General features: G+C 71.7%; 10 protein-coding genes. 7 read left to right on the top strand and 3 right to left on the bottom strand.

Annotated features, from left to right (window positions below; translation table 11 throughout):
* Positions 1-21: 21 nt before the first annotated feature.
* The 5 genes from leuS to G412_RS0119190 all read left to right on the top strand — a co-directional run bounded on the left by leuS (position 22) and on the right by G412_RS0119190 (position 9,100).
* Positions 22-2,886 carry a leucine--tRNA ligase gene (gene leuS, locus G412_RS0119170; RefSeq protein WP_028813481.1) on the top strand — a complete coding sequence of 955 codons (2,865 nt, stop codon included), beginning with the start codon at positions 22-24 and terminating at the stop codon, positions 2,884-2,886.
* A gap of 138 nt (positions 2,887-3,024) precedes the next feature.
* The gene (locus tag G412_RS0119175; protein ID WP_028813482.1) at positions 3,025-3,807 is read left to right on the top strand and encodes a hypothetical protein; all 783 of its coding nucleotides are present in this window, start codon (positions 3,025-3,027) and stop codon (positions 3,805-3,807) included.
* 87 nt (positions 3,808-3,894) lie between these two features.
* Entirely contained in the window at positions 3,895-4,740 is an 846-nt protein-coding gene (locus G412_RS0119180; RefSeq protein ID WP_028813483.1) for a DegV family protein, read from the top strand.
* Between the two features lie 1,091 nt (positions 4,741-5,831).
* A complete protein-coding gene (locus tag G412_RS40535) occupies positions 5,832-6,578 on the top strand; it encodes a ComEA family DNA-binding protein (RefSeq protein WP_425274489.1) in 747 nt (248 codons plus the stop codon).
* Positions 6,575-9,100: a ComEC/Rec2 family competence protein gene (locus tag G412_RS0119190; protein ID WP_028813485.1), complete on the top strand. Its 2,526-nt coding sequence runs from the start codon at positions 6,575-6,577 to the stop codon at positions 9,098-9,100. The genes G412_RS40535 and G412_RS0119190 overlap by 4 nt, the downstream gene beginning before the upstream one ends.
* A 43-nt stretch (positions 9,101-9,143) precedes the next feature.
* On the opposite strand, the gene G412_RS0119195 is transcribed toward G412_RS0119190, so the two are convergent.
* Together G412_RS0119195 and G412_RS0119200 are read right to left on the bottom strand one after the other, a co-directional pair.
* A complete protein-coding gene (locus G412_RS0119195; protein WP_028813486.1) occupies positions 9,144-9,599 on the bottom strand; it encodes a pyridoxamine 5'-phosphate oxidase family protein in 456 nt (151 codons plus the stop codon).
* Positions 9,600-9,706: 107 nt separating this feature from the next.
* On the bottom strand, positions 9,707-9,952 hold the full coding sequence (locus G412_RS0119200; RefSeq protein WP_028813487.1) for a hypothetical protein: 246 nt from the start codon (positions 9,950-9,952) through the stop codon (positions 9,707-9,709).
* A gap of 57 nt (positions 9,953-10,009) precedes the next feature.
* Between G412_RS0119200 and holA the strand changes: the two genes are divergently transcribed.
* On the top strand, positions 10,010-10,993 hold the full coding sequence (gene holA / locus G412_RS0119205) for a DNA polymerase III subunit delta (protein ID WP_028813488.1): 984 nt from the start codon (positions 10,010-10,012) through the stop codon (positions 10,991-10,993).
* Positions 10,994-11,227: 234 nt separating this feature from the next.
* Here holA and rpsT read toward each other — a convergent pair whose 3' ends face one another.
* Positions 11,228-11,494 (bottom strand): 30S ribosomal protein S20, encoded by a 267-nt coding sequence (gene rpsT / locus G412_RS0119210; protein WP_028813489.1) that lies wholly within the window; start codon positions 11,492-11,494, stop codon positions 11,228-11,230.
* 193 nt (positions 11,495-11,687) lie between these two features.
* On the opposite strand from rpsT, the gene lepA reads away from it, so the two are divergent.
* Positions 11,688-13,553: a translation elongation factor 4 gene (lepA, locus tag G412_RS0119215; protein WP_028813490.1), complete on the top strand. Its 1,866-nt coding sequence runs from the start codon at positions 11,688-11,690 to the stop codon at positions 13,551-13,553.
* The last annotated feature ends 147 nt before the right edge of the window (positions 13,554-13,700 follow it).

Below are 13,700 nucleotides of genomic sequence, written 5' to 3' on the forward strand. Positions count from 1 at the left end.
ATCGATGGAGCTTTGAGGATCATGAGCGAGACGAATTCCGCTGCCGAGGTGGCAGCGCCGCACCGCTACACGGCCGCGATGGCCGCTGACATCGAGGCACGCTGGCAGGACTTCTGGGACGCCGAGGGCACGTACGAGGCGCCGAATCCCAGCGGCGACCTGGCGGGCGACGCGGAGCTGGCCGCCAAGCCCAAGAAGTTCATCATGGACATGTTCCCGTACCCCTCCGGTGCGGGACTGCACGTCGGCCACCCGCTGGGCTACATCGCGACCGACATCTTCGCCCGCCACCAGCGCATGACCGGCCACAACGTCCTGCACACCCTGGGCTTCGACGCCTTCGGCCTGCCCGCCGAGCAGCACGCGGTCGCCACCGGCACGCACCCCCGTGTGTCGACCGAGGCCGCCATGGACAACATGAAGCAGCAGCTGCGCCGGCTGGGCCTGGGTCACGACAAGCGCCGCTCCATCGCGACGATCGACCCGGACTACTACAAGTGGACCCAGTGGATCTTCCTGCAGATCTTCAACTCCTGGTACGACAAGGAGGCGGACCGCGCCCGGCCGATCGCCGAGCTGGTGGCGCAGTTCGAGAGCGGGGAGCGTGCGACGCCGGACGCGCGCCCCTGGAGTGAGCTGAGCGCCGTCGAGCGCGCCGACGTCCTGAGCGAGTACCGCCTGGCGTACGCCTCCGACGCGCCCGTGAACTGGGCGCCGGGACTGGGCACCGTACTGGCCAACGAGGAGGTCACCGCCGACGGCCGCTCCGAGCGCGGGAACTTCCCCGTCTTCAAGGCCAAGCTGCGCCAGTGGAACATGCGCATCACCGCCTACTCCGACCGTCTGCTGAACGACCTGGACGGCGTGGACTGGCCCGAGGCCATCAAGCTGCAGCAGCGCAACTGGATCGGCCGCAGCGAGGGCGCGCGTGTCGACTTCCCCGTAGACGGCCACGCGATCACCGTCTTCACCACCCGTCAGGACACGCTGTTCGGCGCCACGTACATGGTGCTGGCGCCCGAGCACGAGCTGGTCGAGAAGATCGTCCCGGCCGCCTGGCCCGAGGGGACGCACGACGTGTGGACCGGCGGCCACGCCACTCCGGCCGAGGCTGTCGCGGCGTACCGGGCGCAGGCTGCCTCGAAGTCCGACGTGGAGCGGCAGGCCGAGGCCAAGGACAAGACCGGTGTCTTCACCGGTGCGTACGCGGTCAACCCGGTCAGCGGCGAGCAGGTCCCCGTCTTCATCGCCGACTACGTGCTGATGGGGTACGGCACCGGCGCGATCATGGCCGTACCGGCGCACGACTCCCGTGACTTCGCCTTCGCGCGCGCCTTCGAGCTGCCGATGCGCTGCGTCGTCGAGCCGTCGGACGGGCGGGGCACGGACCCGGCGCAGTGGGACGACGCGTTCGCCTCGTACGACGCGAAGATCGTGAACTCCACCGGCGACGACATCTCGCTGGACGGCCTGGGTGTCGTCGACGCCAAGGCGAAGATCACCGAGTGGCTGGCCGCGCGGGGTATCGGCGAGGGCACCGTCAACTACCGGCTGCGCGACTGGCTGTTCAGCCGGCAGCGCTACTGGGGCGAGCCCTTCCCGATCGTCTACGACGAGGACGGCGTCGCCCACCCGCTGCCCGAGTCGATGCTGCCGCTGGAGCTGCCGGAGGTCGATGACTACTCGCCGCGCACCTTCGACCCGGACGACGCCGACAGCAGGCCCGAGACGCCGCTGTCGCGCAACGAGGACTGGGTCAATGTCACGCTGGACCTGGGCGACGGCCCGAAGAAGTACCGGCGCGAGACCAACACCATGCCCAACTGGGCGGGCTCCTGCTGGTACGAGCTGCGCTACCTGGACCCGCACAACAGCCAGAAGCTGGTCGACCCCGCCATCGAGCAGTACTGGATGGGGCCGCGCGAGGGCATGCCGCACGGTGGCGTCGACCTGTACGTCGGCGGCGCCGAGCACGCCGTACTGCACCTGCTGTACGCGCGGTTCTGGTCCAAGGTGCTGTTCGACCTGGGGCACGTCTCGTCGTCCGAGCCGTTCCACAAGCTGTACAACCAGGGCATGATCCAGGCCTTCGTCTACCGGGACGCGCGCGGCATCCCGGTGCCGGCGGCAGAGGTCGAGGAGCGCGACGGCGCGTTCTGGTACCAGGGCGAGAAGGTCAGCCGTGTCCTGGGCAAGATGGGCAAGTCCCTGAAGAACGCCGTCACTCCGGACGAGATCTCCGCCGAGTACGGCGCGGACACGCTGCGGCTGTACGAGATGGCGATGGGCCCGCTGGACGTGTCGCGGCCGTGGGACACGCGCGCGGTGGTCGGCCAGTACCGGCTGCTGCAGCGGCTGTGGCGCAACGTCGTCGACGAGACGACGGGTGAGGTCACGGTCGTCGACACCGAGCCCGACGAGGACACGCTGCGTGCCCTGCACAAGGCGATCGACGGCGTCGGGCAGGACATGGCGGGGATGCGCTTCAACACCGCCATCGCCAAGGTCACCGAGCTGAACAACCACCTGACGAAGGCGGGCGGCCCGCTGTCACGGTCGGTCGCCGAACGGCTGGTGCTGCTGGTCGCGCCGCTGGCGCCGCACATCGCGGAGGAGCTGTGGCGCAAGCTGGGGCACACGGACTCCGTGGTGTACCAGGACTTCCCGGTCGCCGATCCGGCGTACGTCGTGGACGAGACGGTGACGTGCGTGGTGCAGGTCAAGGGCAAGGTGAAGGCGCGGCTGGAGATCTCCCCGTCGATCGCTGACGAGGAGCTGGAGAAGCTGGCGCTGGCCGACCCGGCCGTGGTCGCGGCGCTGGGCGGCGCGGGGATCCGCAAGGTGATCGTGCGGGCGCCGAAGCTGGTCAACATCGTTCCGGCGTAGTTCGTGGTTGTGGTTGTTGTGTAGGTGCTTTCCCCTACGGGCAGGTTGGGGGGTTCCGAAGGAACCCTCCGCCTGCCCGTTCCGTTTACGGTGGAGAGACCACGCGAGCCGAGTGGACCGACAAATGGAGAGGCGCTCATGGAGGCCCTTACCCTGATCCTGATCCTGACGTCGCTGCTCTTCGTGGCGTTCGTGGCGACGGGGGTGTACGTGAGCGTGAAGGCGGTCGGTGCGGCCAAGCGCGGCGTGGACCGCAAGATCACGCAGGCGCGCCGCACCGTCGAGGACACCACCCTGCGGGCGAAGAGCTTCGGGCAGGTGGGCGTCGCCGGTGAGCTGGCCCAGCTGAGGCTCTCTCTGCGTACGTCGATGAAGGCCACCCAGGAGGCGCTGAACGCGGGCGTCGCGGAGGACGCCTCCCTGTCGGAGTCGCTCGGGTTGTTCGAACGGCTGAGCGCGCACGGGCACGAACTGGACGACGACCTGAAGCGGCTGGAGCGCGAGCCGGACAGGGCGCGGGTCGCGGAGCGGCTGCCGGACCTGCGCGAGCGTACGGAGCGGGTGACGCATGCGGCGGACTCGCTGCGGTGGGCGGCGCGGGACCGGGCGCAGCAGTTCGCGAACGACGACCTCGCGTCGCTGAGCGCGCAGATCGAGGTCGAGTCGGGGGCGCTGCGGCACTGGGCCACGGGGCCGGGTGCGGATGCCTCCTGGCCGGCGGCGGACGCGAAGGGGAACGCTGAGGCGGACGGCAAGGTGGCCGGGGCGGCGGCGGACCGGGCGGACCGGGCGGACCGGGCGGAGGGGGCTGACGTGGGGCGCCGGGCGGCTGCCGGTCCCGAAGCGATCACGGCGCGTGACCCTCACCGGCAGACCACGTACCCGTGGCAGAAGACGGCCCGCCCGGAGGGCACGGTCTGACAATGCACGACAAGTTCCGGGGGCCGGCTGGATCTTTGAGCGGGCCCGGGCTGCCGCCGGGCGCCCCCGGCGGGTAACCTCCCGCTCATGTCCCGCCATGTCGCGATCGTCACCGATTCAACGGCCTACCTGCCGCAGCAGACGATGGAGCGGCACGGCATCACAGCGGTGCCGCTGACCGTCGTCATCGGTGATCAGGCCCTCGAGGAGGGCACCGAGATCTCCGCCCGCTCGCTGGCCCTGGCCCTGCAGAAACGCCGGTCCGTGACGACGTCGAGGCCGAGTCCCGAGGTCTTCGCGGCGGCCTACCGCGCGGCGGCGGAAGCCGGCGCGACCGGCATCGTGTCGCTGCACCTGTCCTCCGAGTTCTCCGGCACGTACGACGCCGCCGTGCTCGCCGCGCAGGGCGCCCCGGTGCCGGTGCGGGTGGTGGACACCGGAATGGTCGCGATGGCGCTGGGCTTCTGCGCGCTGTCGGCGGCCGAGGTGGTCGAGGCGGGAGGCACGGTGGACGAGGCGGTGGCCTCGGCGGAAAAGCGCGCGGCGAGCATGTCGGCGTACTTCTACGTGGACACGCTGGAGTATCTGCGCCGCGGCGGCCGCATCGGTGCGGCACAGGCGCTGCTGGGCTCCGCCCTCGCTGTGAAGCCGCTGCTGGAGCTGGACGGGGGCCGCATCGAGATGCTGGAGAAGGTACGTACTGCCTCCAAGGCGATCGCACGGCTGGAGGAGATCGTCGCCGAGCGGGCGGGCACGCGCCCCGTGGACATCGCGGTGCACCACCTGGCGGCTCCCGAGCGGGCCGAACGGCTGGCGGAGCGGCTGCGCGTCCGGGTCACCGGGCTGGCGGAGCTGCATGTCAGTGAGGTGGGGGCGGTGATCGGCGCGCATACGGGGCCGGGGCTGCTGGGCGTTGTGGTCGCGCCTCACTGACACTGCGGACGCCCTCGTTGTGGTGACGGAGATATCCACAACGGGCTGCTTTTCCACGGGAATTGACCGTGATCAGCGGGAACAGGCGGATGTGCCTACCGTCTCGTGACATGGCTCTCCGATCACACTCACGCCCACGCCCACAAGCACGCTCACTCTCACGTTCCGCGACCAGTGGACCGGGCCGTACCCCGGCCTCCGAGGCCCGGTCGGCTGATGTCCGGGCCCGCCATGGGCACGGCCGAAAGGGACGCCGCCTGCGCCGCGCGCTTCACGACTCCGCCGCGTCCGCGGCCTTACGCCGCCGCGCGGAGGCACTCTTCGAGCCCCCGCCACGCAGCACCATCCCGCCGACCACGGCCGCCCCTGCGACTGCGGCTCCGCTCCCGGCCCCGGCTTCGCCTCCCGCTCTGGCTCGGGCTGCGGCTGCGGCCTCGGCTTCGGCTCCGGCTCGGGCTGCGGCTGCGGCCTCGGCTTCGGCTCCGGCTCGGGCTGCGGCCGCGGCCTCGGCTTCGGCTTCGCTTCCGGCATCGGTTCCGGCTTCGGCTTCGCCTCCCGCTCCCGCTCTGGCTGCGGCCTCGGGTTCGCCTCCGGCGCCGGCTTCGTTCCCGGACTCGCCTCCGGCCCCGGCCTCGGTCTCGGCTTCGCCTTCGGCTCGCGCTTCGGCTGAGGCTTCGCCTCCGGTGCCGACCCCGGCTTCGCTCCCGGCCTCGGCTCCGGCTTCGCCTTCGCCTCCGGCTCTGGCTCGGGCTGCGGCCGCGGCCTCGGCTTCGCTCCCGGCCTCGGTTCCGGCTCCGCTCCTGGGCTCGCCTCCGACCCCGGTCTCGGCTTCGCCTTCGGGGCTGGCTCCGGCTTCGCCTCCGGTGCCCGCCCCCGCTTTACTCCCGGCCTCGGCTTCGCCTCCGGCTCGGGCTGTGGCCTCGGGTGCGCCTCCAACACCGGCTTCGGTCTCGGACTCGGCTTTGGCATCGGCGGGTGCTCCTGCGGGGGCAGGGCGTCCGCAGGCGGCGTCGGCTGTGGGGGCTGGGGCCTCCTGGGTAGCGGTGGTGGGTCCGGAGGCCGGGCCGGAGGTGTCGGTGCGGGGGCCGGTAGTGGACGGTGCTGAGGGCGGCGTAGCGGGCCGTGGTGGTGGTTGGGGGCGGCTGCGGGCGGCCGTGCGGGAGCGGTTGCCGGTCTGGGTGCAGTCGCGGTGCGGGCTTGAACCCAAGACGCTGGCCGCGCTGGCCGTGGTCCTTGCCGTGGCCGCCGCGTTCGCCGCTCAGCACTTCTGGGCCGGGCGGCCACAGCCCGTACAGCCTCCGCAGGTTGTCGGCGAGGAGCTGACCGAAACGCCGCCGGAACCGTCACCGGGGCCGCCTCCGACGGCAGTCGGCGGTGAGCCCGCCGGCCAGGGGCGCATCGTCGTCGACGTGAGCGGCAAGGTACGCCAGCCCGGCATCCACCGGCTGCCGGCGGGCTCGCGGGTCGCCGACGCGCTGCGGGCCGCGGGTGGCGTCAAGGCGGACGCGGACACCGCCGGGCTCAACCGGGCGCGCCTGCTCATGGACGGCGAGCAGGTGGTCGTGGGGGTTCCCGCGCCATCCGGGACCGCCGGAACGGCTGCCGCCGGCGGCAGCGGTGCCGCGGCGGCGGCCGGTGGGCCCGCGGGCCCGGTCGGCCTGAACGCCGCCACCGCCGAGCAGTTGGAGACGCTGCCCGGCGTCGGTCCCGTACTGGCACAGCACATCATCGACTACCGGACCGCGCACGGCGGGTTCCGCTCGGTCGACGAACTCCGCGAGGTCAAGGGGATCGGCGACCGCCGGTTCGCGGATCTACAGCCCCTCGTACGGCCATGACGCGCCCGGCGGTTCACATCGCGTCCGGACATCGGCTGGGCGCCTCCGACCCCTGGCAGGAGGGGGCCGCGGACCTGCGCCTCGTGCCGCCCGCGCTGGCGGCGTGGGTCGCGGCCGCGGTGGCGGTGGGCACCTCGGGCCGCTGGGCGGCCGGGTTCGCGGTGGTGTGCGTGGGCGTGGCGGCCGGGCTGCTGCTGGTCAGGGCGTTGCGGGAGGGGCGGAGGCCTGGGGTCCGGCGCGGACTGAGCGCCACGGCCGTCGCCGCCGCGTTGCTGTGCGCGGCGGCGGGCGCCACCTCGGCCGGGCTGCACGCGGCCGATCTGCACCGCGGCCCCGTGCCGGGCCTGGCGCGCCAGTACGCGCAGGTCACAGCCGAGCTGACGGTCACCTCGGACGCCCGCGCCACCCGGTCGGCGGTGCGCGGTGACCATACGCTGCCGAGGTCGCTCGTGCTCAACGCCGACATCACACGCGTCACACCGGTCGCCCGCGACACCGGGCCCGTCCGGGCGTCGACCCACGTCCGTACGCCGGTCCTGGTGATCGCACCGGCCCGTGGGCCGGCGGTGTCCCGGTGGCAGCGGCTGCTGCCGTCCACCGGGCTGCGGCTCACGGCGCGACTCGCACCGCCGGCGCACGGCGGTGGCGGTGAACGCGTCGCCGCAGTGGTACGGGTGCCGGACGGTGAACCCCCGGAAACCGTCCGCGCCCCGACTGCCGTGCAGCGCACGGCCGGTGGTCTCAGGGCCGGCCTGCGCGAGGCGACCGACGGGCTCCCACCGGACGCGCGCGCACTGTTGCCGGGGCTGGTCGTCGGCGACACCTCAAGGGTGCCGCCCGAACTGCAGGAGGCCTTCGAGGCCACCGACCTCACGCACCTTCTTGCCGTATCCGGGAGCAACCTCACCATCATCCTGATCCTGCTGATCGGGCCACCAGGCACGGCGCTGCGCGCGGAACGGGGAGGGCTCGCCCCGCGTCTCGGCATCTCCCTGCGGGCGACGGCGCTGCTAGGCGGTGCGCTCACGCTCGCCTTCGTCGTTGTGTGCCGACCGGAGCCGAGTGTGCTGCGGGCCGCGGCCTGCGGGCTCATCACGCTGCTCGCCATCGGCACGGGCCGCCGCAGGCAGCTCATTCCCGCCCTGGCCGCCGCCGTCCTGCTGCTGGTCCTGTACGACCCGTGGCTGGCCCGCAGTTACGGCTTCCTGCTCTCCGTACTGGCCACCGGCGCCCTCCTCACCATCGGGCCGCGCTGGAGCGCCGCGCTGCGGCGGCGCGGTGTGCCGCCGAGGCTCGCGGAGGTGCTGGCCGCGGCGGCCGCCGCCCAGGCGGTGTGCGCGCCCGTTGTCGCGATGATGGCGGCCAGGGTGAGCCTGGTGGCGATCCCCTGCAACCTGCTCGCCGAGTTCGCGGTGGCTCCCGCGACCGTGCTCGGGTTCGCGGCCCTGGCCGCGGCTCCGGTGGCGATGCCCGTCGCCGAGCTGCTGGCCCGGTGCGCGGGTTGGCCGGCCGGATGGATCGCCTCCGTTGCCCGCACCGGGGCCGCGCTGCCCGGCGCGGAGATCGACTGGCCGGGCGGGTGGCGTGGCGGACTGTTGCTGGCGGGCGTGACAGCGGTGGCCGTGTGCGCCGCCCGCCCGCTGCTGCGCCACCCGTGGCTGAGCGCCGCCTGCGCGCTGCTCCTGGTGCTCGCGATCCTGCGGCCGGCGCCGCTCACCCGGATGGTCACCGGATGGCCGCCGCCGGGCTGGAAGTTCGCCATGTGTGACATCGGCCAGGGAGACGCGTCCGTCCTCGCCGCGGGCGAGGGGACGGCCGTTGTCGTGGACGCGGGGCCGGACCCGCAGCGCGTCGACCGCTGCCTGCGCGCGCTCGGCGTCACCCGCGTGCCGCTCGTCCTGCTCACCCACTTCCACGCCGACCACGTGGCGGGTCTGCCGGGTGTGCTGCGTGGCCGGGCAGTGGGCGAGATCCGGACGACGACGCTTCAGGAGCCCCTGGAGCAGAGCGTGTTCGTACGCAGGACCGCGGCTGCCGCGCGCGTGCCGTTACTGGAGACGGCACCGGGGGAGCACCGCCGGATCGGGCCGCTCTCCTGGCGGGCCCTGTGGCCGCCACCGCCACCGCCACCGTCCACGGTCCCCGAAGGGCCGAACGACGCCAGCGTCACGCTCCTCGTCCGTTCCGGTGCCCTGACCCTGTTGCTCCTGGGCGACCTCGAACCCCCCGCCCAGCAAGCGCTGCTGAGGGCCCATCCGATACTTCCGCCCGTGGACGTCCTGAAGGTCGCCCACCATGGATCGGCCTACCAGGACCCCGCCCTGCTCGCCCGCGCCCGCCCCCGGCTGGCCCTGGTCAGTTGTGGCCGGGACAACCCGTACGGCCACCCTTCGCCCCGTACGCTCACCGCACTCCGCACGGGCGGGGCCACGGTGCTGCGCACGGACACGGACGGGGCGATCGCGGTGACGGGGTCGGGACCCGGTCTGCGCGCGGTGCCGGCGGGGCGGGACGCCGTATGAGGCAGACGGACTGGGCGTGGCCTGGACCCGGCGCACACCCGGCCTAGACGAGCCAGGCGCCGTCCCGCATCAGATCGCGCTCGGCCAGTTCGTTCTCCTCGCGCCACGCCTTCACGGTTCGCGGGGTGATGCGGAGATACACCCAGGGCTTCCGGTCGCGCGGGTCCCAGCCCAGCTTCGCCGTGAAGGCGTCGGCCGACTCCGTCGCCAGCTCCGTGCCCTCCACCGGCTCGGCGGCTCCCTCGATGAGCACTACGTCCCTGGTGTGGCCGAGGGAGACCCGTGCCTCGCCGGCCGGCGTCAGGTTCCGTGCCGTGGGGTTGGTCCGCCGGGTGCACACCAGGAGCGTGTCGCTGTCCCAGACGAACGACAGCGGGACCAGGCACGGCTCACCGTCGGGCGATGCCGTGGCGACCCAGAGGTCGTCGTCCTTCGCCAGCCGGTCGAGTACGTCCTGCTTGCGCTGCTCACGGGTGCGCGCCGGTTCCGTGGTCGTCATGTCCGCACGCTATCGACGGCTCACCCCCGCGGGCCTCGGGCAACCGGCCTAGGACCCACCCAGGACGGGCCTAGGACCGGCATAGGACCGGCCTAGGACCGCGGTGGTCACGGCCGTTCGAGCCAGCCCTCGTACTCGCCGGCCAGCGCGTGCAGCGCGTCGGCGTCGAGCCGTCGGTTCGGGTCCTCGACCACGACCAGCCACTGCGCGTCCTCGGCGTCGTCCTCGCCGGACAGCGCGTCCCGTACGAGCTGTGGCTCGTCCACGGCTCCGAAGCGCTCGCAGACTTCCACGGCCACCTCCTCGGCGGCGTCCCGGTCGGGCAGTACGAGTACGTGTCTCACATCGCTCACCTGCCCATTCTCCAACACGGACGGCGCTGTCAGTGGCTCATGGGATGCTGGACCACGATGGCCACCAGGAAGAATTCGACCGACGATCCGCTCGCCCCCCTCACCCTCGCCGTGGGGCAGGAGGACCTGCTGCTCGACCGCGCCGTGCAGCAGGTGGTGGCGGCCGCCCGCGCCGCCGACGCCGACACCGACGTACGCGACCTCACGCCCGACCAGTTGCAGCCCGGCACCCTCGCCGAGCTGACCAGTCCTTCGCTCTTCGCCGAGCGCAAAGTCGTCGTCGTGCGCAGCGCGCACGACCTCTCCGCCGACACGATCAAGGACGTGAAGGCCTACCTCGAAGCCCCGGCCGAGGAGATCACTCTCGTACTGCTCCATGCGGGTGGTGCCAAGGGCAAGGGGCTGCTCGACGCGGCGCGCAAGGCCGGGGCCCGCGAGGTCGCCTGTCCCAAGACCACCAAGCCCGCCGAGCGCCTGTCGTTCGTACGGTCGGAATTCCGGGCGCTGGGGCGCTCCGCCACACCCGAGGCGTGCCAGGCCCTCGTCGACTCCATCGGCAGTGACCTGCGCGAGCTGGCCAGTGCCGTGGCCCAGCTCGTCGCCGACGTCGAGGGGACCATCGACGAGGCGGTCGTAGGGCGGTACTACACGGGCCGCGCCGAGGCCTCCAGCTTCACGGTCGCCGACCGCGCCGTGGAGGGCCGGGCGGCCGAGGCCCTGGAGGCCCTGCGCTGGTCGCTGTCGACCGGCGTCGCTCCTGTCCTGATCACCAGCGCCCTGGCCCAGGGGGTCCGGGCCATCGGCAAGCTGTCCTCAGCCCGCGGCGGCCGCCCCGCCGACCTCGCCCGCGAGCTCGGCATGCCCCCGTGGAAGATCGACCGCGTACGGCAGCAGATGCGCGGCTGGACACCGGACGGTGTGGCGCTCGCGCTGCGGGCCGTCGCCGAGGCCGACGCCGGCGTCAAGGGCGGCGGCGACGACCCGGAGTACGCGCTGGAGAAGGCGGTCGTCACCGTCGCCCGCGCCGCCCGCCACCGGTAGCCCCCAAGCCGCGCGTGACAGGAACGACGAAGGCCCCGGCCGCCGTCCTGGGGAGGACGGGCGGCCGGGGCCTTCGCGTGAAGCCCTGAAGCCTGTCAAAGCTTTGCTGCGCCGCACCCGCGTGGCGAACGCAGGCCGCGTGCGGCGCGGAGGTGCCGGATCAGGAGCGGAAGAGAGGGCCCGCTGAGTCCCTACCGGCGGTCAAGCAGGTCAATCAAGTGAGCAGGTGAGTGCTCAGCCCTGGAGGGAGGCAACCTTGTGCGCCAGCGCCGACTTCTTGTTGGCGGCGGCGTTCTTGTGGATGACTCCCTTGGAGACTGCCTTGTCGAGCTTGCGGGAAGCCTCGCGGACGGCCACGGTGGCCTTCTCGAGGTCACCAGCGGTGACAGCCTCACGGGCCTTGCGGATCGACGTCTTGAGCGAGGACTTGACGGCCTTGTTGCGCAGGCGCGCCTTCTCGTTCGTCTTGTTCCGCTTGATCTGGGACTTGATGTTCGCCACGAAAGAGCCTCTACAGGTTCGTTGGATCTTCGATTCGTGTCCCGCCGGCCGGAGACCTGCTCCGAGGGTTGTGAGACACAGCTGCTCAGCGTACCAGCGGCCCGCCGCACGGCCCAAACCGAGGCCCGCCCGCCGTCCGTGGGACCATGGAAGCTACGTATCGATCCAACATCGCCCCGAGACGAGACCCTGCGTGCCCGCGACTCCTACCAACGTGCCCGAGCCGAGCCGTACCGACCCGGCGCTGATCCGCAACTTCTGCATCATCGCGCACATCGACCACGGCAAGTCCACGCTCGCCGACCGGATGCTCCAGCTGACCGGTGTGGTCGACCAGCGGCAGATGCGTGCTCAGTATCTCGACCGTATGGACATCGAGCGCGAGCGCGGTATCACGATCAAGTCCCAGGCGGTACGGCTGCCCTGGGCGCCCAACGAGGGCCCGGACGTGGGAAACACCCACATCCTGAACATGATCGACACGCCTGGCCACGTGGACTTCACATACGAGGTGTCGCGGTCGCTCGCCGCGTGCGAGGGCACGGTGCTCCTCGTCGACGCCGCCCAGGGCATCGAGGCGCAGACCCTCGCCAACCTCTACCTGGCGATGGAGAACAACCTCACGATCGTTCCCGTACTGAACAAGATCGACCTGCCGGCCGCCCAGCCGGAGAAGTTCTCCGAGGAGCTGGCCAACCTCATCGGCTGCCAGCCCGAGGACGTACTCAAGGTCTCGGCGAAGACCGGCCTCGGCGTGGACGCGCTCCTCGACCGCGTCGTACGCGACATCCCGCACCCGGTCGGCGACGCCGACGCGCCCGCCCGCGCCATGATCTTCGACTCGGTCTACGACTCGTACCGCGGCGTCGTCACCTATGTACGTGTCATCGACGGCGGGCTCAACAAGCGCGAGCGCATCCGGATGATGTCCACCAACGCGACCCACGAGCTGCTGGAGATCGGCGTCTCCTCTCCCGAGATGACGCCGTCCGACGGCATCGGCGTCGGCGAGGTCGGCTACATCATCACGGGCGTGAAGGACGTCCGTCAGTCCAAGGTCGGTGACACGATCACCTCCCTGCACAAGGGCGCCACCGAGGCCCTGGGCGGCTACAAGGACCCGAAGCCGATGGTCTTCTCGGGTCTGTATCCGCTGGACGGCTCCGAGTACCCCGACCTGCGCGAGGCCCTCGACAAGCTCCAGCTCAACGACGCCGCCCTGGTGTACGAGCCGGAGACCTCCGCGGCGCTCGGCTTCGGCTTCCGCGTCGGCTTCCTCGGCCTGCTGCACCTCGACGTGATCCGCGAGCGCCTGGAGCGCGAGTTCGGGCTCGACCTGATCGCCACCGCGCCCAACGTGGTCTACCGGGTCGTCATGGAGGACGGCAAGGAGCACACGGTCACCAACCCGAGCGAGTTCCCCGAGGGCAAGATCTCGGACGTGTACGAGCCGGTCGTACGGGCCACGATCCTCGCCCCCAGCGAGTTCATCGGCGCGATCATGGAGCTCTGCCAGACCCGCCGCGGCACGCTGCTGGGCATGGACTACCTCTCCGAGGACCGCGTCGAGATCCGCTACACCCTCCCGCTCGCGGAGATCGTCTTCGACTTCTTCGACCAGCTGAAGTCCAAGACGCGCGGTTACGCCTCCCTCGACTACGAGCCCACCGGCGAGCAGTCCGCGTCGCTCGTCAAGGTCGACATCCTGCTCCACGGCGACCGGGTCGACGCCTTCTCGGCCGTCACGCACAAGGACGCGGCGTACGCGTACGGCGTGCGGCTCGTCGCCAAGCTGCGCGAGCTCATCCCGCGCCAGGCCTTCGAGATCCCGATCCAGGCGGCCATCGGCTCCCGCGTCATCGCGCGCGAGACCATCCGCGCCATCCGCAAGGACGTCCTCGCCAAGTGTTACGGCGGTGACATCTCCCGTAAGCGGAAGCTGCTGGAGAAGCAGAAGGAAGGCAAGAAGCGGATGAAGATGGTCGGCAGCGTGGAAGTGCCGCAGGAGGCCTTCATCGCGGTGCTGTCCAGCGACGACTCCGGCGGCAAGAAGAAGTAGCCACGACACGCCGCAGCGCGGAAAAAGCTTGCGAAGGCGCCCTCCGTACTCACGGACGGGCGCTTTCGCATGTGAGGAAACTGTGGTGGAGGGCGCTTCCGTTCCGTTATGAAGCCGCGCGCCGCAGCCTCTTACGCCCCGGCCCCT

Origin of the sequence: Streptomyces flavidovirens DSM 40150, assembly GCF_000429085.1 — a bacterium.
In the GTDB taxonomy this organism is placed as follows: Bacteria; Actinomycetota; Actinomycetes; order Streptomycetales; family Streptomycetaceae; genus Streptomyces; species Streptomyces flavidovirens.